Here is a 19,445-nt window from a genome sequence, read left to right as displayed (position 1 = left end):
GCCGCCACCGCCGGACTGAGCGGCACGTTTTAACGGTTGGTGAACGCCTCGCGGATCGCCTCTTCCATGCCGTCGATGGCCTCGCCGGAAGCGTTCGGATTGCGCCGCAGCACCACGTTCGAGGAATCGATGTCGCCGAACCCGTCGGCGGCCGTAAGCTCGCGGCAGCCGGCCGGGATGTTGCTGCGCGAGATCGGCGCAATCGCCAACCCGGAGGTGACGGCGAGCCGCAGGCCGCCATTGGTATCGCTGGTGTAGGCGACACGATAGGCGAGACCGCGCTGTTCCAGCGACTTTATAGCGAAATCCTTGCACCAACCGGCACGGTTGTAGAGCGCGATCGGCACCGGCCGCTCCTCATGCATGTGATGCAGCTCCGACGTCACCCATACGGTCGGGTCATGCATCAGCACCTCACCGCCTGACAGATCCTGCCATTCGAACACCACCGCCAGATCGAGCTCGCCGGCGGCGAGCGCCGCGATCTGCGCACCGGAATGCGCGTAGCGGACGGTGATGTCGACCTGAGGATGGCGCTTGGCAAAGGCGCCGAGTGCCCGCGACAGGATCGCGTGGCCATATTCCTCCGGGATACCGATGCGCACCGGCCCGCCAAGCGGCGCCGCGACCATCGATGCCGCCGTCTCGTCGAGCAGTGAAACGATGCGCCTGGCGTTGGCGATGAGTTCGCCGCCGCGCTGCGTCAACGCTACACCGCGCGACCCGCGCTCGAACAGGCTGTCGCCGATCATCCCTTCGAGCCTCTTCATCTGCATCGAGACCGCCGACTGGGTGCGGCCGGCCCGCTCCGCCGCTTTGGTGAAATTGCCGGTGTCGGCGACCGCCACGAAGGTGCGCAACAGGTCGCTGTCGAGATTGGGTCGCATGTGCCCACCATAAGAAAATCTGATTGCTGGCATCATTCCAATTCGTTTGCAACATGTCAAACGGCGGACGATAGTCGCCTTACCCATTGGATATGCGGCCGCGAAATCGGCTGCGGACCAATCAAAAGTCCTCACTCGTACCCGCTGCCCGAAACGGTGGCGGGTTCTTTTTACCCGGATGCAGGCCTGCTTTCGGCCGCGCACGCGGGAGACAGGAGCGCCTATGCAAAATCGGCTTGTGCTCGGCATCCTCAGCCTCTGTCTCGGCGTGCTGGTCTTTTCGCTGCAGGACCCGCTGGTCAAGGCGGTGTCGAGCCACTATCCCGTCACCGAGGTGATGGCGATCCGCTCGATCGTCGCCCTGCCGATCCTGGTTTTCCTTGTCCACGCCGATGTCGGGTTGCAGGCGATCCTGTCGAAGCGGTTCGGCATGCTGACGATGCGTGCCTTCATCCAGTTCACCTCCTATACGGCCTACTACCTGGCAATCGCCGCCCTGCCGCTGGCTGACGCGGTGGCGCTCTATTTCATGGCGCCGCTGTTCATCATGGCGTTGGCCGGCCCCTATCTCGGCGAACGCGTGTCCTGGCAGGCGCTCGCCACCGTCCTGGTCGGCATGCTCGGCGTGCTGGTGATGGTGCGCCCGGGCGCCGGCTTGTTCGACTGGGCAGCGCTGCTGTCGCTAGGTTCGGCTCTGCTCTACGGTTTCTCGCAGCTGATGGCACGCAAGATCGGCGACACCGAATCCTCGACTGTCATGGCTTTCTATCAGAACGGCGCCTATCTGGTCGGCGCCGCCTTGGCGGCGGCATTGTTTTGGCTGGCAGGCATTGACCACGCCGTGCATCCGAGTCTCGAATTCCTCGTCCGGCCATGGGTCTGGCCGGCGACGCCGGATCTCCTCAAGATGGGGGCATGCGGCTTCGTTGCCTCGGCCGGCATGATCCTGTTGTCGCAGGCCTACCGGCTGGCGCCCGCCAACAGCGTCGCCACCTTCGAATACACCGGTATCATCTGGTCGCCGCTATGGGGTTTTCTGTTCTTTGCCGAAGTGCCGCGACCAGCGACGGCGGCGGGCGCAGCCCTCATCATCGGCGCCGGCCTGTTTGCGCTCAATGCCAGCCGGCGCCTGAGCGGCGCGCCAGCCATTACGGCGACCTGCGACCCTGCCTGAAGGCGGTCGGCCTTGGGCTTTAGGCGAAGCAGGCGAGCGCCTGTTCGACGCGGGCGCGGATTTCAGCCAGCGTGAACGGCTTTTGCACGACGTCGAGAATAATGCCGTCCAATTCCTCGGCGCGCTCGCGCTGGTCGGCATAGCCGGTCATCAGCATGATCTTCATCGCCGGGAACAGCGCTGCTGCCGCCTTGGCCATCTCGATGCCGTCTATTTCCGGCATGCGGATGTCGGACAGCACAAGGTCATAGCTCCCTTGCGCCGCCCGGATCAGAGAAAGGCCATGTGCGCCGTCGGCGGCAACAGTGACATTATGCCCGGCGCGTTCGAGCGCGCGAGCGGCGAGAGTGCGGACGGATTCATCGTCCTCGACGATCAGGAGCTTTGCCATGGGCAGGATATTTGGCGGGGAAAAGTTGATGTTTCCTGAAGGCGCCAAGGGTCGATGAGGCCTTTTCAGAATTCGCTCCGCCAAGTCAGATAGCGTGGTTTTCGAGAACCGGAGCGGAGCGGACGTTCGAGTCCGAGAGCACCGGAAGCGCAGAAAACTGCGTCAGGTGGCCGCCGGAGTAGAATTATCAAAAGGCCTCAAGCGTCGCCCTTGACGACGCCGACGAAGGGCAATTCGCGAAACGCGTGGGCGACGTCCATGCCATAACCGACGACGAAATAATCGGGGCAGTCGAAGCCGACATAGTCGGCGTTGAGCGTGGTCTGGCGGCGCATGCGCTTGTCGAGCAGCACGGCGATGGCACAGCTCCTCGCGCCGCGCGACAGCATGAGGTCGCGGGTGAAACTCAGCGTCTTGCCGGATTCCAGAATGTCATCGATCAAAAGCACATCGCGACCGGCGACCTCGTTGTCGATGTCGCGCAGCACCCTCACCTCACCGCTGGTCGTGCCGGCGCCATAGCTGGAGATGAAGATGAACTCGACCTCCGGCGACAGGCCGACATCGTGCATGGCACGGATAAGATCGGCGGCGAAGATGAACGATCCCTTCAGCACCGAGATTACCAGAAGGTCGTGGTAGTCGTGCCCGGCGATCTCCTTGGCAAGTTCCAGGTTCCGCCGCGCGATGGCGGACGCCGAAAACAGGACTTCGATGTCCTTGCCGCGCACAACTGGCATTGGCTGCCCTTCCAGAAATGATCGCCTTGTAGGCGAAGCCGACCGAAAACGGTCTTCAACCTGTTTCTAGGCATGTCGAGCCGGCTGGCAAGGGCAAATCTTTGGCAGGACGCCCGCGAACGGTCGGGTGTCCGCAGCGCGTCGCTGATCGTTTATCTGGTGACCTGTTGATTTTCTGGCGCCGCTCTAACGAACCAGCGCATGGCCGCCCGAAATCCAGAAGGCGGCAAAGGCGGCACCGACGCCAACAATCCAGAAGATCGGCCCACCATGCACCCACAATGGGCGTTCGACGGCGGCTTCGGGCTTGCGCAACATGTCCATGCCTTCGATCGAAGGCATGGACATCATGCGCGCAGGCGGCGGCGCAAAGTCTGGACGTGTAAAATGGCGGGGCAGCACCTCATAATCGGCATCGATGACCTCGGCGGTCACGTCGCGCATGATGCGTTCCGGCTCGGCGGCCGGATCGGTCATGATTTCGCCGGAAACCGGGCGCGCGGTTCGATCCTCAGCCATCATGGCCCAACACTACCGCACCTGTTCGCTGTTCGTTTCTTTTGGGTAAACGGAAATGGTTAACGCTTCCCCACCGGAACCCCTGTGACTCGCTCGAAAAGCCCCCAAATTAACCGTCGGTTAACCATGCCGGCCGATGGTCTTTCCACAGAAAGGGCTGGCATCTTGCCGCCGAGAATTTCAGGTCGTCGAAAGTGATCCGCTTCGAAAATGTCGGCCTCCGCTATGGCATGGGTCCGGAGATTCTCCGCGACATCTCCTTGCACATTCCGGAGCGCTCCTTTCAGTTCCTGAGCGGACCTTCAGGCGCCGGCAAGACGACGTTGCTGCGGCTTTTGTTCATGTCGCTGAAGCCGACGCGCGGCCTGATCACCATTTTCGGCAAGGATCGCTCGCGCATCTCGCGTACCGAATTGCCGCATCTGAGACGTCGCATCGGCGTGGTGTTCCAGGATTTTCGCCTGCTCGACCATATGACCACCTACGAGAACGTGGCGTTGCCGCTGCGCGTGCGCGGCCGCGAGGAGGCGACCTATCGCACCGACGTCACCGAGCTGCTGAAATGGGTCGGCCTCGGCGAGCGCATGCATGTGCTGCCGCCGGTGCTGTCTGGCGGCGAGAAGCAGCGCGCCGCCATCGCCCGGGCGTTGATCGAGCAGCCCGAGATCCTGCTCGCCGACGAGCCGACCGGCAATGTCGACCCGCCGCTGGCACGACGCTTGCTGCGGTTGTTCATCGAGCTCAACCGGCTGGGCACCGCCGTGGTGATCGCCACACACGACCTCGGCCTGATGGAACAGGTCGACGCACGGCGAATGATCCTGGCCGGCGGAAGGCTGGACATCTATGACTGAGCTCTCCGTCGAATATTTCGAGGGTCAGGACGCCGCGGCGGCAAAGCCCCGCGTCCAGCGCAAAATGGCGCCGATCGTGCCGGCGCAGAACATCGCCGGCCGGGCGCTGGTGCTGGTCATCGCCATCATGACGTTTCTGTCCTGCCTGACGTTTGGCGCAGTCACGCTGGTGCGTGACACCGCCTCCGTCTGGGAGAACCAGATCTCGCGCGAAGCGACAATCCAGATCAAGCCGGTCGACGGCCTCGACATGGAGGCCGCACTTGCGCTGGCCTCGCAGATCGCCGGCGAATTCCCTGGCGTGAAAAGCGCCCGGATCGTCGACCGCGAAGCGACGGCCCGGCTGCTCGAGCCTTGGCTGGGCTCGGGCCTGAACATCGATGAGCTGCCGGTGCCGCGCCTGATCATCATCACCATCGACGAGAACAGCCCGCCCGATTTCACCGCACTGCGCGCGGCGATCACGCCGAAGCTGCCGAGTGCCTCGCTCGACGATCATCGCACCTGGGTCGACCGGCTGGTTGCCATGGCCCGCACCACGGTAACGATCGGTATTGCAGTGCTGGCGCTGATGCTGTCGGCGACGGTGCTGACCGTGGTATTCGCGACGCGCGGCGCCATGGCCGGCAATGGTCACATCATCGAGGTGCTGCATTTTGTCGGCGCCGAGGCGCGCTTCATCGCGCGCGAATTCCGCCGGCATTTTCTGGTCACCGGCATGAAGGGCGCCGCGGCAGGCGGCGCCGCGGCGATCCTGGTCTTCATCGTCTTCTCCTGGTGGTCGTCACGCAACATGGCAACGCCGCAGGCCGACCAGGCGACCGCCCTGTTCGGCAATTTCGCCATCGGCTCGGCGGGTTATCTCGGGGTCGCTGTCATGGTGCTGGTGATCGGCGCGCTGACGGCGGCAACCTCCCATTTCACCGTGGTTACCTATCTCAGCGACATCGACATTCGCCAGCCGGACGCCGGCTAAAGGAAAGATCGATCACGGATGAAAACGCATCGTCACGAAAATTGCATTTTTTTCCTACCAAAGGCCGTATTTCGGGATTAACCATTTCATGATGGACGTTCGGGACTCGACCGATACCGCTGGATGCATGCCAGTGCTGGTTGCGCGCCCGCCTGTATTCGCCGAGCCTGATGAATTTGCCAAGCCGGATCAGTTCGCCAAACATGGGCGGCTGCTGGCAGCCCGCTCCTTGCGCATCTCGGCTCTCCTTCTGCTCGCCTTTATGGCGCTGTTTGTCGCCGGCTTCGGCTGGTTCGCCAATACCGTCAGCCGCCTGACTACGCCCGCCAATCCGGCAAGGGCCGACGCTATCATCGTGCTGACCGGCGGCCAGTCGCGCCTCGACGCTGCGATGGGCCTGCTTGCGTTAGGCAAGGGCGAGCGGCTGCTGATCAGCGGCGTCCATCCCTCCGCCAGCCGCCGCCAGCTTCAGGCCGCGACCGGCGGCGACAAGAGGCTGTTTTCCTGCTGCGTCGACATCGACCGCGCCGCGCTCGACACGATCGGCAATGCCGAGGAAAGTGCCAAATGGGTCGAGGACCATGCCTACGGCACGGTCATTCTCGTCACCAACAATTATCACATGCCGCGCAGCCTGCTGGAAATGGGCCGGCTGCTGCACGGCGCCAGGCTCGAACCCTATCCGGTGGTCAACACCAACCTCGAGAATGGCGGCTGGCTGACCAAGCCAGAAGCGCTGCGCGTGCTGTTCACCGAATATAACAAATACCTGCTGGCGCTGGCGCGCGGCATCATGCCGGTGAAGCAATCGCCCAACGGCGTCACGCTGGCCGACGCCGCGGGCGGAAACTGAACGGCACCGGCACTTTTATTCCCTAGCTCTTATTCCCTGGCTGCTGCATCTGATCGCAAGCGTGCGATCTCCTGTTCGAGCCGTTCGATGCGCTTGTCGCGTTCGCCCAGCGCCGCCGCCACGTCGGCCGCTTCGAAACGCTGCGGGATGTGCTGCGAGCAATTTGAATCCCAAGCCGAAACCGTAAACAGGATGACCTGCTCGGGTCGCGCCTTATAGTCTTGCGGCATCAGCTTTGCCGTCAGCTCGGCATCGCCCTCGACGACTTGCGCTTTGCCCCAGATCTTGATGCGCTGCCGGTGCGCATAATCGATCAGGAATAGGAAAGCCTGTGGGTTGTCGCTGAGGTTGCCCTGGGTGATGAACTGCCTGTTGCCGGAAAAATCGGCAAAGCCGATCGTCCGTTCGTCGAGCACCTTGAGGAAACCGGCAGGCCCGCCGCGATGCTGGATGTAAGGCTGCCCGTCCGCATTGGCGGTCGACAGAAAGACGCTGGTCTGCGCCTCGATGAAGGCGGCGAGATCGGGCGTGATTGCCGCCTGCCAGCCGCCACGCTCCTCGACACGGGCATAGGCCTGGCGCGAGCCCTTGCGCGCCTGAATCGCCTTCACCGTCGGGGTGAAAGCAACATCGCTGGTGTGAGCGTTCATGGAAGCCTCCTCAAGCGCCGAGCTGCGCTGCATTGCTAGTCAGGAAATAGGTCCTTCCATCTTCGAGATGCAGATGCCATATCTGCAATCTATCCTTCCGTTTTTCGGGAGGGCAACTTTTCGGGAGAGCTATGGATCGCCTCCAGTCCATGTCGCTTTTCGTTGCCGCGGCAGAGACAGGCAGCCTCTCGGCTGCCGGGCGCCGCTTCGGCATTCCGCTGACGACGGTCAGCCGCAAGGTTTCGGACCTGGAAAAGCACCTGAAGACACGGCTGTTGAACCGCTCGGCGCGGCAGCTGTCGCTGACCGATGCAGGCCACGCCTATCTCGCCGCCTGTCGTCGCATTCTCGATGAGGTCGGCGAGGCCGAGCGAATAGCCGCCGGCGAATACAATGCCCCGACCGGCGAACTGATCATCACTGCGCCGATCGTCTTCGGCCGCCTGCATGTGCTGCCGGTCGTCACCAGCTTCCTCTCCGTCTATCCTGAGGTAGGTGTGCGGCTGACACTCGCCGACCGGATAACCCAGTTGGTCGAAGAGCACATCGACCTCGCCATCCGCATCGGCGAGCTTGCCGATTCGAGCCTGATCGCCACCCGCCTGGGTTCAATCCGCCGCGTCGTTTGCGCGAGCCCGGCCTATCTCGCCGAGCACGGCACGCCGAAAACGCCGCAAGAGCTTGCGGCGCACAGTGCCATCACCTTTGAAGGGCTCACCGCTGCCAGTTGGACCTTCGCCACCGGCAAGGCCGAATTCGCCGTGCCGGTCCGCTCCAGGCTACGGGTCAACACCGCTGAGGCAGCAATCGATGCGGCGATTGCCGGCGTCGGCGTGACGAGGCTGCTTTCCTACCAGATCGCCGCCGCGGTTCGGTCGGGTACGCTGCGCCCGGTGCTGCAAGAGTTCGAGCCAGACCCATGGCCGGTGAGCCTCGTCCATGCCGGCCAGGGGCTGCTGCCGGTGAAGCTGCGCGCGTTCCTCGACTTCGCCGCCCCGCGCCTGAGACAGCGCCTGCTGCAGGCGGCGTGGCAAACGTGACGAAGACGGCCCATCGCAAGGCCGGGCCGATCGCCCGCCTCGCAGCGTTTCCTTTTTGCCGGCGCTTGGTGTAACCAACGCACACCTCCTCACCGGGCACTTGCTGTATGCTGTATTTCCGCTCGCTGGCGTTCAATCTCGCCTTCTACCTCAATTTGATCGTCCAGATGATCCTCTGGACCCCGTATTATTTCCTGTCGCCACGCCATCGCGCCTGGTTCGTGCCGAAATTCTGGTCGCGCACCAGCATGTGGCTCTACGACAAGATCGCCGGCACCAGAAGCGAGATCACCGGCCAGGAGAACCTGCCTGAAGGCTCCTTCATCCTGGCGCCGAAGCACCAGTCCTTCTGGGACACGATCGCTTTCCTGCCTTATCTCGACGATCCCGTTTACATATTGAAGCGGGAGTTGACCTGGATCCCGTTCTTCGGCTGGTACATCTTGAAGATGCGGATGATTCCGGTCGACCGCGGCAGCCGCTCGAAGGCATTGAAAATGGTGATCGCCGCGACCAAACAGGAATTGGCGCGCAATCCCCGCCAGCTGATCATCTATCCCGAGGGCACCCGCCGCGCGCCGGGCGACGAACCGGTCTACAAATACGGCATCGTCGAACTCTACGCGCAACTTGGCATTCCGGTGGTGCCGGTCGCTCACGTCGCCGGTCTCTATTGGCCGCGCCGCAAATTCCTGCGCTATCCCGGCACGATCAAGGCGCGCTTCCTGCCACCGATCCCGCCCGGTCTCGGCAAGGACGAATTCATGCAACGGCTGATCGGCGAGACGGAGGCCGCCTGCGACCAGCTCCTCGTCGAGGCGGCGCAGACGCCGAACCCGCCGCCGATGCCGCCGACGGCGGTGAAACGGCTTGGCGAGCTGGACGCGAAACCTGAATTGAAAGGCTGAGACACCCGCCGCGGATGCCAGAAAGGCTCACGGCAAGGCAGCCAAGGCAGCTGTTGCAACCAGCGTCACGGCAAACACCAGATTGATGATCCGCGACGCCAGCGGTTTGCGCAACAAACGTGCAAAGGCCGTGCCGGCGAGAAGCCACAAGAGATGAATGGCAACAATCATCAAGGCGAGGACCGCCAGCTTGGCTGAAATAGCAAGACCGCCGGCGCCGGAAGACGCGCCGGCAAACACGGCGGCAATCGCCACATAGGCTTTCGGATTGGCAACGGCCAGAAGGAACCCACCCAGGAAAGTGGGAAGCGCCGCCCCACCAATGCGTGCCGCCAGCGGCGGCGCCGTCGCTATCTTGAACGCCAGATAGAGGATGTAGGCTGCTGACGCGACCGCCAACAGCGCGGCGAGCTTCGGCAGCGCGGTGAGAACGGCCATGATGCCCGTCGCCACCACCAAAAGCACGAGGACCGTCCCGACAACGATTCCCGAGGCATAACGGAGCGAATCGCGCAGGCCGAACGCGGCGCCGATCGCGGTGACGCTTATCGTCGCCGGCCCCGGGCTGCCCATAACGATGGCCGATGCCAGCACAAGCGCCAGCAATTGCTGCCATAGCTGCTGATCGAGAAGACCCTGTCCGGTCATGCGGCGTCCCTGCATCCTGCGACGATGCAGGGACGGTAGGGCAAGGCAGCGGCGCCGGTCTTGAACGATCGTGCGCGGCTATGCGCTGGCCTTGTCGAGCTCGGCGATATCGTCCGGGCTGAGCTGCAACGACGCGGCACGCACCAGGCTGTCGAGCTGGTCGAGCGTCGTCGCGCTGGCGATCGGGGCGGTGACGCCGGGCCGCGCCATGACCCAGGCAAGCGCCACTTCCGCTGGCTTGGCCGAATGTCTGGCTGAAACGGCATCGAGCGCTGAGAGAATGCGCATGCCGCGGGTGTTGAGATAGCCTTTCACACCGCCACCGCGCGGGCTTTTGCCGAGGTCGGCCTCGCTGCGGTACTTGCCGCTCAGAAACCCCTTGGCGAGGCTGAAATAGGTGATGACGCCGATGTCCTCGGTCACGCACAGATCGCGCAGCGGACCATCGAAGGACGAGCGGTCGTAAAGGTTGTATTCCGGCTGCAGCACCTCGTAGCGCGGCAGGCCGCGCAGGCTTGCTACGTTGAGTGCAGCCCGCAACTGGGCGGCGTCGAGGTTGGAAGCGCCGGCATAACGGATTTTGCCCTTGTCGAGCAGTTTCTGGTAGGCGCCGAGCGTTTCTTCATAGGGAGTGGCCGGATCAGGCCAGTGCGACAGATAGAGATCGACGCTATCGACCTGCAGCCTCTTCAGCGAAGCATCGATGGCCTTTTCGATATAGGCGGCGGACAGGTCCCTCTTGCCCTGTCCCATATCCGAACCGACCTTGGTGATAACGACAACCGTGTCGCGGTTACCACGGCTCTTCATCCATCGGCCGATGATGGTTTCGGATTCGCCGCCCTGGTGGCCGGCAATCCAGCGCGAATAGGAATCGGCCGTGTCGATGGCGTTGAGGCCAGCGTCGACAAAGCGGTCGAGCAGGTCGAACGAGGTTTTCTCATCGGCGGTCCAGCCGAACACATTGCCGCCCAGGACCAATGGCGCGATGGATAGGTCGGTGCGACCGAGACGACGTTTCTGCAAGGCTGATCTCCATGGTGATTCATGCTGGGGCGGATGGGAGCCGCCGACCGGGCTAACCTATGTCGCGCCGTGGCAACGTCAAACGCATAGCCTCTTTTCCAACCCGCCGGCGCTTCACAAAGCCGCGACCCGCCGCGGCGTGTCCGGCCTCAAGGCGGTGGTCCGGGATATCCAAACCAGCATTCTCTGAAGAAACAATCTGGCAAGTTTGGCATATAGATTGTCAAATCTGCCAATTCTGACTTTTGCCGGCCGACCGTAGGTTCCGCCGCGCCGACGCAAGTCTCGGCACGATCTGGCCAAGCACAGACTGTTTGCCCCGGATCGTTTGTTGTGGAGACCGGAATGAAAGCAATTGTATTTGACGCTATCGGCTCGCCGCGCGACGTGCTCTATGTGGACGACCTGCCGATGCCGCGGATCGGCGACGGCGAGGTGCTGGTCAGGATGGTCTCGGCATCGATCAATCCGGGCGACTTCCTGTTTATCCAGAACCTCTATCCCGAACCGAAGAAGCCGCATTTTCCCCGGCAGATCACGGGAAACCATGGCGCCGGCATCGTCGAAGCCGTTGGCGCGGACGTTTTGCTGGAACCGGGGACGCTTGTCGCATTCAGCTATTATGGCAGTTGGGCCGAGTACGCGGCGATTCCCGCCGAATGGCTGATCCCGTTGCCTGCCGGCTATCCGGTCGAACGCGCCGGGCAGATGGTGAACCCCATTACCGCGTGGGATCTGCTGGTGGATTCCCGTGTGCGGCCTGGCCAGTGGCTGGCTGTCACGGCCGGCTATTCGTCAATTTCGACAATGGTGATGCAGTTCGCCCAACGACGCGGCATCAACGTCATCGCTCTTGTGCGGCGCTCGCACCAAAGCTTCGACCTGAAGGCGCTTGGCGCCGCCGCCACTCTTGACCTTTCGGAGTTGAAGGCAAGCATCCGGGAAGCGGTGATGGATATCACCGGTGGCGCCGGATTGAACGGGATTATCGACAATGTCGGCGGACCTGTCAGCGGCGAATTGATCCGCACCCTGGCGCTTGGCGGACAGATGGTGATCAATGGCGGCATGAGTTCCGAGCGCTTCGAACTGCACAATTTCGATGTCTTGCTGAGCGGCGTCGAAATCAGGGCAAATATCTATCGCTACTTCTTTTCGCCGCCTGCCGAAGCCGACCGGCCTGTCCTACGCAAGATCATCGACACCTTCGGCCAGCCGGGCTTCCACGTCCCTGTCGGCGGTCTCCACGCGCTGACCGAGTTCAAGCTTGCCGTGGCAAACAGTCTGGATCGCGCCGATCTCGGAAAACAGATTTTCAGGATGTAGCCCGCTTCACGACACCGAAAACATCATGGTAACGATAAAAGGCGCTACGTCGCGACCCGTCTTGTCACGTCTTCCAGCCAGTGGTCGCTTATACCCAGTGCTTCGAGGTGCTCCAGCGTGCTGAGCACGTAATCCTCATTCCTCCCCGACTGGCCGACGGCGCCGCGGACGACGGCCGCCGCCTCGGCAGCGTCGAGCGCACCGGCATATTGCTCATGGCTGCGGTCCACGACATAGGCGACGGCGTCGACCGTCTCGCCCCCATCCGTTTTACCCTTGTCGAGGCGAACGCTGAGCACACGTTCGAGATAGACGTTGGTGACCAGCTCGCGTTCGCGCAGATAGGTAATGACCTCGTTGCGCAGCTCGCCTGGAACCCGGAACGCGAGCCCGATGCAGGAGCCGCCGCGGTCGAGGCCGAGCACCAGGCCCGGCCGTTCGCGCGTGCCGCGATGCACGAAAGAATAGACGCACAGCGAACGGCGGTAGCCATGCAGGCGGGCGCGCCGCGTCTCGACATGCGCGAATCCCGGTCGCCAGATCAGTGAGCCGTAGCCAAAAACCCAAAAATCGCCCATATCGCCAAGCCTGATTGTGACGAACCACCCACCGGTGGTGTTTCAGTCCGTCTACCTGTTGTTGCCGCAAGCGACAGCCCGCCCGTGCCACCCGCGTTAACGAAAGCCGCAGCATGACGTCAAGTGACGAGCGCCCGCCGCCCAGCCAACGTCGCCGCCTGTTGTGGCTTGCCGCTTTCATTCTCGTGCTGTTCGGCATCTACAGCGCGGGCTGGTTCTACCTGGCGGACCTGGTCGAGAGCGCGACCGACAAGGCGGTCGCCGATCTCGACGACAAAGGCATCAGGGCCGACTGCGCCAATCTCGCGATCAGCGGCTATCCCTTCAGCTTCACCCTTTCCTGCGATAGCCTGGCTTACGAGGACGACAGCCGCAACGTCGCGGCATCGACAGGCAAGATCAACGCCGCCACGCAGATCACCCGGCTTTTGTCGCCTGCCGCCGAGCTCAGGGGGCCGCTCAGGACCTCTGTTCCCGGCATGACCCCGCTCTGGATCGACTGGGATGATCTGCGGGCCGACATGAAGCTGTCCTGGCCGCTGCCGAGACGCCTCTCGCTGCAGGCAGAAGGCCTGTCCGGCCAGACCGATCCGGCAGACGACACCGATCCCGTCTCGCTGTTCAGCGCCGGAACCGCCACCGGACAATTGCGCCCAAACGGCCCGGACATCGACTATACCGGCAATTTCACCGATCTCGAAATCGACGCGGCGGCCATCGACGGCCGCGTCTTGCCGCCGCTCGACGGCAGCGGCGACGTGACGCTGAAGAACGGCGTGACGCTGATCAAGGCAAATCCGAAGAGCCTGCGCGGCCAGGCGGCCGAAATCCACGAGCTCGATCTGTCGTCCGGAACTGCGCGCATCACCGTTTCCGGACCGCTGTCGGTCGATGACGATGGTCTCATAAATGCCGACCTGACGATCAGGCTCAATGATCCGAAGGCCGTGGCGGCAATCCTCGCCACCGCCATCCCCGAGCAGAAGAAAGAGATCCAAACCGGCTTTGCCGGACTGGCGCTGCTCGGCAACCAGCCGTCGATGCCGCTGAAGATCGTCAGGGGCAAGGCCTCGCTCGGCTTCATCCCGCTCGGCAAGATCAAGCCGCTCGACTAGAGCAATTCCAGGAAAAGTGTGAAACGGTTTTCCGTCCGGAATTGCGCAAAAACAAAGAGATAGAGCGGTTCGGCGTTTCTGTGAAACGATGAACCGCTCTAAGCCGAGCCGGCCTGCGATCGGCCTGCCGCGGCTTATCCCTTCGGCGGGTGTTCGACTGCCTGGCGGCCGAAATCCGGTACGTCGATATCCTGGCCGGCCTCGATGATCGAGCGGCGGACGGCGCGGGTGCGGGTGAACAGGTCGAACAGTTTTTCGCCGTCGCCCCAGCGGATCGCCCGCTGCAGCGAGGACAGATCCTCGGAAAACCGCGCCAGCATTTCGAGAATGGCGTCCTTGTTGTGCAGGCAGACGTCGCGCCACATGGTCGGGTCCGACGCCGCGAGACGGGTGAAGTCGCGAAAGCCGGAAGCCGAGTATTTGATGACCTCGGACTTGGTCACCGACTCCAGATCGTCGGCGGTACCGACGATGTTGTAAGCGATGATATGCGGCAGGTGCGAAACGATGGCCAGCGTCATGTCGTGATGCTGCGGGTCCATCGTGTCGATGTTGGAGCCGCAGCGGCGCCAGAATTCCGAGAGCTTTTCCAGTGCCGCGGGATCGGTGCCGGGCAGCGGCGTGAAAATGCACCAGCGGTTCTCGAACAGTTCGGCAAAACCGGCGTCCGGTCCCGATTTTTCGGTGCCGGCCAAAGGGTGGCCGGGGATGAAGTGCACGCCATCAGGCACGTGCGGCTGCATCTGCGCGATCACCGACGCCTTGGTCGAGCCGACATCGGTGAGGATGGCGCCCTTCTTCAGCGCCGGCGCGATCTCTGCGGCGACCGTGCCTGAAGAGCCGACCGGCACCGAAACGATAACCAGATCAGCATCGCGAACCGCCTCTTTCGCATCCGTCGTATAGGTGTCGCCAAGGCCGAGTTGGCTCGCGCGTGCCAGCGTCGCGTCGCTGCGCGTCGAAATCGCGACTTGGCCGGCGAGTCCCTCGCGGCGGATGACGCGGGCCAGCGACGAGCCGATCAGGCCGATGCCGACCAGCGCGATCTTTTCGAACATCGGTGAGGTCATGGTGTTCTAGCTTTTCAGGAATGTCGCGAGTGCTGCGACAACGCCGCGATTGGCCTCTTCGGTGCCGATGCTCATGCGCAGCGCGTTCGGAAAACCGTAGCCGGAAACGCGCCGCAATATGTAGCCGCGCGCACTGAGGTAGTCGTCGGCGGCCGCCGCCGAATGCTTTTTGTCCTCGGGAAAGTGGATGAGGATGAAATTGCCGACGCTCGGCGTCACCCGCAGCCCGAGCCCGCTTAGTTGCTCGCTCAGCCAGGCTAGCCAGGTCTCGTTGTGCGCGACGCTGCGTTGGATATGGGCGCGGTCGTGGATCGCCGCGATGCCGGCCTCGATCGCCGTCGCATTGACGTTGAAAGGCCCGCGCACGCGGTTGATCGCGTCGATGACGTGCATTGGCGCATACATCCAGCCGATCCGCGCCCCGCCCAGGCCCAATTTGGAGAAAGTGCGGGTCATGACCACGTTTTCCGCGCTGCCCACCAACTCGACGCCGGCTTCATAATCGTTTCGCCGGACATATTCGGCGTAAGCTGCATCCAGCACCAGAAGCACGTTTCGCGGCAGGCCGGCATGCAGGCGGCGCACCTCCTGGAACGGCACGTAGGTGCCGGTTGGATTGTTTGGATTGGCAAGGAAGATGATCCGGGTAGCCGGCGTCACCGCGGCGAGGATCGCATCGATGTCGGCGCGTTCATCGGTCTCCTTGACCGTTACCGGGACGGCACCGGCCGACTGTATGTAGATCTTGTAGACCATGAAGCCGTGTTCGGTGATGATGGCTTCGTCGCCGGGTGCGAGATAGGTCTGCGCCAGCAGGCCCAGAATCTCGTCGGAGCCGTTGGAGCAGACGATGTTCGCCGGGTTGAGCCCGTGCACCTCGGCGATCGCTTCCCTCAGGCGCCTGGCGCTGCCGTCGGGATAGACCGCGAGCTTGTCGGCGACCGCGCGCGCGGCCTCTATCGCCTTTGGCGAAGGACCGAGCGGGTTCTCGTTCGCCGACAATTTATGGACCTTGGCGACACCTTCAGGCGCCGCGCTCTTGCCGGGCACATAGGCTTCGATGTCCATGATGCCGGCGCGGGGCCTTGGACGTGTCTGATCCGGTGTCTGGCTCATTTCATGAAATCCGTCGAGAGTGCCTCCATCCGGAGGCCGCAGCGGAAATACAAGCCGTGGCTCGGAATGTCGAGGGGCGGCAATTCGGGATCAAGAACTTGCCGTTGACGAAGCCATGCGTCGGTCCTAGAAGAGCAGCAACAGTTCCGTGGTGATTTGGCCGGTCGGCTTGCAGCCACGTTAAACAACTTGCTAAAGGGCCGTTTGCATCTTGTAACCGGCTTTGCGAAGGCATGGCCGGTTTTTTGTTGCCCTGACTGGCTGTTGCCCAGACCGGCGGACAACGGAAGGCCGGGCAAGGAGATGTAATGGTCGCTTTGCGCGCTCGAAAAACCAACAACGAGGCCGACCAGCCGTCGAGCCCGGTGTTGCGTTTCGGCGCCGACAAGCCGCTCAAGCTCGACGCCGGCACGCTGCTGTCGCCGTTCCAGATCGCCTACCAGACCTATGGCACGCTCAACGACGCGCGCTCCAACGCCATCCTCGTCTGCCATGCGCTGACCGGCGACCAGCACGTCGCCAACACCAATCCCGTGACCGGCAAGCCGGGCTGGTGGGAAGTGCTGATCGGCCCCGGCAAGATCATCGACACCGACCGTTTCTTCGTCATCTCGTCAAACGTCATCGGCGGCTGCCTCGGCTCCACCGGCCCCGCCTCGACAAATCCCGCCACAGCCAAGCCTTACGGGCTCGACCTGCCGATCATCACCATCCGCGACATGGTGCGGGCGCAGTTGATGCTGGTCGAGCATTTCGGCATCGAACAGTTGTTCAGCGTGCTTGGCGGCTCGATGGGCGGCATGCAGGTGCTGCAATGGGCCTCCAGCTATCCCGAGCGCGTCTTCTCGGCGCTGCCGATCGCGACCGGCGCCCGCCATTCTTCGCAGAACATCGCCTTCCACGAGGTCGGCAGGCAGGCGGTGATGGCCGACCCCGATTGGCACGGCGGCAAATATTTCGAGCATGGCAAGCGGCCGGAAAAGGGGCTGGCGGTGGCGCGCATGGCCGCCCACATCACCTATCTGTCGGAAGCAGCGCTGCATCGCAAGTTCGGCCGCAACCTGCAGGACCGCGAAGCGCTGACCTTCGGTTTCGATGCCGACTTCCAGATCGAGAGCTATCTGCGCCATCAGGGCATGACCTTCGTCGATCGCTTCGATGCCAACTCCTATCTCTACATGACCCGGGCGATGGACTATTTCGATCTCGCCGCCGACCATGGCGGCCGGCTGGCCGATGCCTTCGCCAGCACCAAGACGCGCTTCTGCCTGGTTTCGTTCACCAGCGACTGGCTGTTCCCGACCGAAGAGAGCCGCTCGGTCGTGCACGCGCTGAACGCGGCCGGCGCCTCGGTATCGTTCGTCGAAATCGAGACCGACCGCGGCCACGACGCCTTTCTGCTCGACGAGCCCGAACTGTTCGCCGCCATCAAAGGCTTCATCGCCTCGGCCGCTCGGGCGAGAGGGCTCGGCGCATGACCCCGAAAAGTTGCCGGCTTTTCGGATCAGGACCATGCGCCAGGCATCAGCGCATGACCCCGAAAAGTTGCAGACTTTTCGGATCAGGATCATGCGCCAGGCAAGAGGCGAACGCATGAGCGTCAACCGCGCCCAGCGCGTCGACCTCGAAGTCGTCGCCGATCTCATCCCGCCGCAGTCGCGGGTGCTGGATGTCGGTTCCGGCGACGGCCTGCTGCTCGAATTGCTGCAGGCGACCAAGAAGGTCGATGGCCGCGGCCTGGAGCTGTCGCAGCGCGGCGTCAACGAATGCGTGGCGCGTGGCCTGTCGGTCATCCAGGGCGATGCCGACAAGGATCTCCAATTCTATCCCGACAAGGGCTTCGACTTCGTCGTCTTGTCGCAGACCTTGCAGGCGACACGCAATCCGAAGCTGGTGCTCGACGAACTGCTCCGGATCGGCAACCGCGCCATCGTCTCATTCCCGAATTTCGGCCACTGGCGGGTGCGCTTTTCGTTGCTCTTCAACGGCCGCATGCCGGTGACCAGGGACCTGCCCTATTCCTGGTATGACACCCCCAACATCCATTTCTGCACCATTCGCGATTTCGTCAATCTGTGCGACGAGCTTGGCGCGACGGTGGAAAAGGCGACCGCGCTCGACGCCAATGGCCAGCGGATCGGCTTCTCGATGCCGTGGTGGTTCTGGAATTTTTTCGGCCAGCAGGCGGTGTTTCTGCTGAAACGATAAGAGCCAATCGTCGCAGATCGTCCCCTTATTCGAGAACGTCGGTGGCCTTGTGCGGATGCGCAACGCCATCGACCAGGACCACGTCGGACTGAGAATTCTCGGTGCGCAGCGGCAAGATCTCCTGATAGGCGCGCGAGCGGTACCATGCGCGCGCCTGCTGCATGTCTGGAAATTCGATCATGACGAGGTGGCCCGGCCAGGTGTTTTCAACGACTTCCACCTCGCCTCCGTGCACCACGAAGCGGCCGCCAAACGGTTCCAGCGTTTCATCGATCTTGTGCAGGTACTCGACGATCTGCGGCCCCGGCGTGACCTGGCGCATATGGGCGACGGCGTAGGCGGTCATGGCGTATCTCCTTGTGGTCGAAGGCCGGACAACCGGCTTGATGGGAGCAGTTTGCCGAGACGTAATGCGCTGGTCGATTACCCCAGAGGTAATGACACTGAATACAAAAACGAAGCGCGGCTGCCGTCACCTGAAAGATATTTCCACCTGGCACCGATGATTTTGGCACACCTGCGCTGTCCTTATCGATGAGCGCGCCTGGATGGTCCGGCGGCCGGGAACGAGAGGTGATCCATGGGATCGTTGCAAAATCAGAATGTCGTCGTCGTCGGAGGCAGCCGTGGTGTCGGCCGCTCGATCGCGGAGGCCGCTCTCAAGGAGAAAGCGGCGGTGCTGGCCGTTGCCCGCGGAAAACAGGCCCTGGCGCAATTTGCCTGGGAGGTCTCGGGCGTGAAGACGCTCGCGGTCGATGCTACGGTGGACTCCGCCCCGGATAAGGTCTTCGCCGCGCTTGAGCCGGACGTGCTGGTGATCTGTGCAGGCGCGCTGGCGCCTTCTGCGCCGGTGCATGAACAGAACTGGAAGGCGTTCTCGGCAAATTGGGACACGGACGTCAAGGCGTCGTTCCTGTTTTGCCGGGCCGCTCTGCGGCGTCCGCTCAAGCCGGGGACCCGGATCGTTCTGATCTCCAGCGGCGCGGCCTTGACCGGCGGACCACCGAACGCCGGCGGCTATGCCGGCGCAAAACGCATGCAGATGTTCCTGGCCGGTCATAGCCAGAAGGAGGCCGACCGGCTTGGCCTCGGCCTGCGCTTCATGGCGCTCGCGCCGATGCGCATCATGCCGGAAACCGGCGTGGGCAAGGCCGGCGTCGACAGCATAGCGGCCTATATGGGCATCCAGCCGGCGGACTTCATCGCCGCCATGACCGACATGCAAACGCCGGCCGATGTCGGACGGGCGGTGGTCGCACTCGCCACCGGCCAGCCGCAAGGCAGTTCCTTCATGGTGAGCGGTAGCGGGCTTGCCCCGGCCGCCTGAGGGGCGCGTAATGCAACGCTCGCTCGTAACCGCACAAGC

22 protein-coding genes and 1 riboswitch are annotated in these 19,445 nt (G+C 63.0%); of the genes, 11 read left to right on the top strand and 11 right to left on the bottom strand.

Annotated features, from left to right (window positions below; genetic code table 11):
• Positions 1 to 29 precede the first annotated feature (29 nt).
• Positions 30 to 887: a LysR substrate-binding domain-containing protein gene (locus X773_RS59935; protein ID WP_023677927.1), complete on the bottom strand. Its 858-nt coding sequence runs from the start codon at positions 885 to 887 to the stop codon at positions 30 to 32.
• 223 nt (positions 888 to 1,110) lie between these two features.
• Between X773_RS59935 and X773_RS59930 the strand changes: the two genes are divergently transcribed.
• On the top strand, positions 1,111 to 2,061 hold the full coding sequence (locus tag X773_RS59930; protein ID WP_023677926.1) for a DMT family transporter: 951 nt from the start codon (positions 1,111 to 1,113) through the stop codon (positions 2,059 to 2,061).
• A 19-nt stretch (positions 2,062 to 2,080) separates the two neighbouring features.
• Here X773_RS59930 and X773_RS59925 read toward each other — a convergent pair whose 3' ends face one another.
• The 3 genes from X773_RS59925 to X773_RS0138255 all read right to left on the bottom strand — a co-directional run bounded on the left by X773_RS59925 (position 2,081) and on the right by X773_RS0138255 (position 3,669).
• Entirely contained in the window at positions 2,081 to 2,452 is a 372-nt protein-coding gene (locus X773_RS59925) for a response regulator (protein ID WP_023677925.1), read from the bottom strand.
• Between the two features lie 197 nt (positions 2,453 to 2,649).
• Complete coding sequence (gene hpt / locus X773_RS59920) at positions 2,650 to 3,192, bottom strand: hypoxanthine phosphoribosyltransferase (RefSeq protein WP_023677924.1); 543 nt, start codon at positions 3,190 to 3,192, stop codon at positions 2,650 to 2,652.
• Positions 3,193 to 3,378: 186 nt separating this feature from the next.
• Entirely contained in the window at positions 3,379 to 3,669 is a 291-nt protein-coding gene (locus X773_RS0138255) for a hypothetical protein (protein ID WP_198023576.1), read from the bottom strand.
• Between the two features lie 236 nt (positions 3,670 to 3,905).
• On the opposite strand from X773_RS0138255, the gene ftsE reads away from it, so the two are divergent.
• The 3 genes from ftsE (at position 3,906) to X773_RS59905 (ending at position 6,394) form a co-directional block, all read left to right on the top strand.
• Complete coding sequence (gene ftsE / locus X773_RS59915) at positions 3,906 to 4,565, top strand: cell division ATP-binding protein FtsE (RefSeq protein ID WP_023677923.1); 660 nt, start codon at positions 3,906 to 3,908, stop codon at positions 4,563 to 4,565.
• Entirely contained in the window at positions 4,558 to 5,541 is a 984-nt protein-coding gene (locus X773_RS59910) for an ABC transporter permease (RefSeq protein ID WP_023677922.1), read from the top strand. The genes ftsE and X773_RS59910 overlap by 8 nt, the downstream gene beginning before the upstream one ends.
• Before the next feature lie 88 nt (positions 5,542 to 5,629).
• Positions 5,630 to 6,394 (top strand): YdcF family protein, encoded by a 765-nt coding sequence (locus tag X773_RS59905; RefSeq protein ID WP_031212035.1) that lies wholly within the window; start codon positions 5,630 to 5,632, stop codon positions 6,392 to 6,394.
• Positions 6,395 to 6,423: 29 nt separating this feature from the next.
• Here the strand turns inward: X773_RS59905 and X773_RS59900 are convergent, their stop codons facing one another.
• The gene (locus X773_RS59900; RefSeq protein ID WP_023677920.1) at positions 6,424 to 7,044 is read right to left on the bottom strand and encodes a pyridoxamine 5'-phosphate oxidase family protein; all 621 of its coding nucleotides are present in this window, start codon (positions 7,042 to 7,044) and stop codon (positions 6,424 to 6,426) included.
• A 131-nt stretch (positions 7,045 to 7,175) separates the two neighbouring features.
• Between X773_RS59900 and X773_RS59895 the strand changes: the two genes are divergently transcribed.
• Entirely contained in the window at positions 7,176 to 8,084 is a 909-nt protein-coding gene (locus tag X773_RS59895) for a LysR family transcriptional regulator (protein ID WP_023677919.1), read from the top strand.
• A 107-nt stretch (positions 8,085 to 8,191) separates the two neighbouring features.
• Positions 8,192 to 8,992, top strand: coding sequence for a 1-acyl-sn-glycerol-3-phosphate acyltransferase (locus tag X773_RS59890; protein ID WP_023677918.1), 801 nt, complete (start codon positions 8,192 to 8,194; stop codon positions 8,990 to 8,992).
• Positions 8,993 to 9,019: 27 nt separating this feature from the next.
• Here the strand turns inward: X773_RS59890 and X773_RS59885 are convergent, their stop codons facing one another.
• On the bottom strand, positions 9,020 to 9,640 hold the full coding sequence (locus X773_RS59885) for a LysE family transporter (protein WP_023677917.1): 621 nt from the start codon (positions 9,638 to 9,640) through the stop codon (positions 9,020 to 9,022).
• Positions 9,641 to 9,718: 78 nt separating this feature from the next.
• Entirely contained in the window at positions 9,719 to 10,666 is a 948-nt protein-coding gene (locus tag X773_RS59880; protein ID WP_023677916.1) for an aldo/keto reductase, read from the bottom strand.
• Between the two features lie 345 nt (positions 10,667 to 11,011).
• Between X773_RS59880 and X773_RS59875 the strand changes: the two genes are divergently transcribed.
• Complete coding sequence (locus X773_RS59875; RefSeq protein WP_023677915.1) at positions 11,012 to 11,992, top strand: zinc-binding dehydrogenase; 981 nt, start codon at positions 11,012 to 11,014, stop codon at positions 11,990 to 11,992.
• 44 nt (positions 11,993 to 12,036) lie between these two features.
• Here X773_RS59875 and X773_RS59870 read toward each other — a convergent pair whose 3' ends face one another.
• The gene (locus X773_RS59870; RefSeq protein ID WP_023677914.1) at positions 12,037 to 12,570 is read right to left on the bottom strand and encodes a gamma-glutamylcyclotransferase; all 534 of its coding nucleotides are present in this window, start codon (positions 12,568 to 12,570) and stop codon (positions 12,037 to 12,039) included.
• 113 nt (positions 12,571 to 12,683) lie between these two features.
• Between X773_RS59870 and X773_RS59865 the strand changes: the two genes are divergently transcribed.
• On the top strand, positions 12,684 to 13,685 hold the full coding sequence (locus tag X773_RS59865; protein ID WP_023677913.1) for a DUF2125 domain-containing protein: 1,002 nt from the start codon (positions 12,684 to 12,686) through the stop codon (positions 13,683 to 13,685).
• Between the two features lie 134 nt (positions 13,686 to 13,819).
• Here the strand turns inward: X773_RS59865 and X773_RS59860 are convergent, their stop codons facing one another.
• Both X773_RS59860 and hisC read right to left on the bottom strand, forming a co-directional pair.
• Complete coding sequence (locus tag X773_RS59860) at positions 13,820 to 14,755, bottom strand: prephenate/arogenate dehydrogenase family protein (RefSeq protein WP_023677912.1); 936 nt, start codon at positions 14,753 to 14,755, stop codon at positions 13,820 to 13,822.
• A gap of 6 nt (positions 14,756 to 14,761) precedes the next feature.
• The gene (hisC, locus tag X773_RS59855; RefSeq protein ID WP_023677911.1) at positions 14,762 to 15,871 is read right to left on the bottom strand and encodes a histidinol-phosphate transaminase; all 1,110 of its coding nucleotides are present in this window, start codon (positions 15,869 to 15,871) and stop codon (positions 14,762 to 14,764) included.
• A gap of 138 nt (positions 15,872 to 16,009) precedes the next feature.
• A riboswitch (SAM riboswitch) is annotated at positions 16,010 to 16,087 on the top strand.
• A 92-nt stretch (positions 16,088 to 16,179) separates the two neighbouring features.
• Between hisC and X773_RS59850 the strand changes: the two genes are divergently transcribed.
• Positions 16,180 to 17,349, top strand: a complete 1,170-nt coding sequence (locus tag X773_RS59850; protein WP_023677910.1) for a homoserine O-acetyltransferase — start codon at positions 16,180 to 16,182, stop codon at positions 17,347 to 17,349.
• 115 nt (positions 17,350 to 17,464) lie between these two features.
• Complete coding sequence (gene metW / locus X773_RS59845) at positions 17,465 to 18,079, top strand: methionine biosynthesis protein MetW (RefSeq protein WP_023677909.1); 615 nt, start codon at positions 17,465 to 17,467, stop codon at positions 18,077 to 18,079.
• Between the two features lie 25 nt (positions 18,080 to 18,104).
• Here metW and X773_RS59840 read toward each other — a convergent pair whose 3' ends face one another.
• Positions 18,105 to 18,425, bottom strand: a complete 321-nt coding sequence (locus X773_RS59840) for a DUF1330 domain-containing protein (protein WP_023677908.1) — start codon at positions 18,423 to 18,425, stop codon at positions 18,105 to 18,107.
• A 234-nt stretch (positions 18,426 to 18,659) separates the two neighbouring features.
• Here X773_RS59840 and X773_RS59835 point away from each other — a divergent pair, with 234 nt between their 5' ends.
• Positions 18,660 to 19,406, top strand: coding sequence for an SDR family NAD(P)-dependent oxidoreductase (locus tag X773_RS59835; protein WP_023677907.1), 747 nt, complete (start codon positions 18,660 to 18,662; stop codon positions 19,404 to 19,406).
• The last annotated feature ends 39 nt before the right edge of the window (positions 19,407 to 19,445 follow it).

This window comes from Mesorhizobium sp. LSJC280B00, assembly GCF_000502835.1.
GTDB lineage: Bacteria > Pseudomonadota > Alphaproteobacteria > Rhizobiales > Rhizobiaceae > Mesorhizobium.
This window is presented reverse-complemented; position numbering and strand designations above follow the sequence as displayed.

Coding starts and splice junctions, on each gene's coding strand:
- X773_RS59885 (WP_023677917.1), bottom strand. CDS start 9,640: ATGACCGGACAGGGTCTTCTCGATCAGCAGCTATGGCAGCAATTGCTG.
- hisC (WP_023677911.1), bottom strand. CDS start 15,871: ATGAGCCAGACACCGGATCAGACACGTCCAAGGCCCCGCGCCGGCATC.
- metW (WP_023677909.1), top strand. CDS start 17,465: ATGAGCGTCAACCGCGCCCAGCGCGTCGACCTCGAAGTCGTCGCCGAT.
- X773_RS59905 (WP_031212035.1), top strand. CDS start 5,630: ATGATGGACGTTCGGGACTCGACCGATACCGCTGGATGCATGCCAGTG.
- X773_RS59925 (WP_023677925.1), bottom strand. CDS start 2,452: ATGGCAAAGCTCCTGATCGTCGAGGACGATGAATCCGTCCGCACTCTC.
- X773_RS59930 (WP_023677926.1), top strand. CDS start 1,111: ATGCAAAATCGGCTTGTGCTCGGCATCCTCAGCCTCTGTCTCGGCGTG.
- X773_RS59840 (WP_023677908.1), bottom strand. CDS start 18,425: ATGACCGCCTACGCCGTCGCCCATATGCGCCAGGTCACGCCGGGGCCG.
- X773_RS59890 (WP_023677918.1), top strand. CDS start 8,192: ATGCTGTATTTCCGCTCGCTGGCGTTCAATCTCGCCTTCTACCTCAAT.
- X773_RS59875 (WP_023677915.1), top strand. CDS start 11,012: ATGAAAGCAATTGTATTTGACGCTATCGGCTCGCCGCGCGACGTGCTC.
- X773_RS59835 (WP_023677907.1), top strand. CDS start 18,660: ATGGGATCGTTGCAAAATCAGAATGTCGTCGTCGTCGGAGGCAGCCGT.
- X773_RS59935 (WP_023677927.1), bottom strand. CDS start 887: ATGCGACCCAATCTCGACAGCGACCTGTTGCGCACCTTCGTGGCGGTC.
- X773_RS59865 (WP_023677913.1), top strand. CDS start 12,684: ATGACGTCAAGTGACGAGCGCCCGCCGCCCAGCCAACGTCGCCGCCTG.
- X773_RS0138255 (WP_198023576.1), bottom strand. CDS start 3,669: ATGACCGATCCGGCCGCCGAGCCGGAACGCATCATGCGCGACGTGACC.
- X773_RS59910 (WP_023677922.1), top strand. CDS start 4,558: ATGACTGAGCTCTCCGTCGAATATTTCGAGGGTCAGGACGCCGCGGCG.
- hpt (WP_023677924.1), bottom strand. CDS start 3,192: ATGCCAGTTGTGCGCGGCAAGGACATCGAAGTCCTGTTTTCGGCGTCC.
- X773_RS59895 (WP_023677919.1), top strand. CDS start 7,176: ATGGATCGCCTCCAGTCCATGTCGCTTTTCGTTGCCGCGGCAGAGACA.
- X773_RS59860 (WP_023677912.1), bottom strand. CDS start 14,755: ATGACCTCACCGATGTTCGAAAAGATCGCGCTGGTCGGCATCGGCCTG.
- X773_RS59870 (WP_023677914.1), bottom strand. CDS start 12,570: ATGGGCGATTTTTGGGTTTTTGGCTACGGCTCACTGATCTGGCGACCG.
- X773_RS59850 (WP_023677910.1), top strand. CDS start 16,180: ATGGTCGCTTTGCGCGCTCGAAAAACCAACAACGAGGCCGACCAGCCG.
- X773_RS59900 (WP_023677920.1), bottom strand. CDS start 7,044: ATGAACGCTCACACCAGCGATGTTGCTTTCACCCCGACGGTGAAGGCG.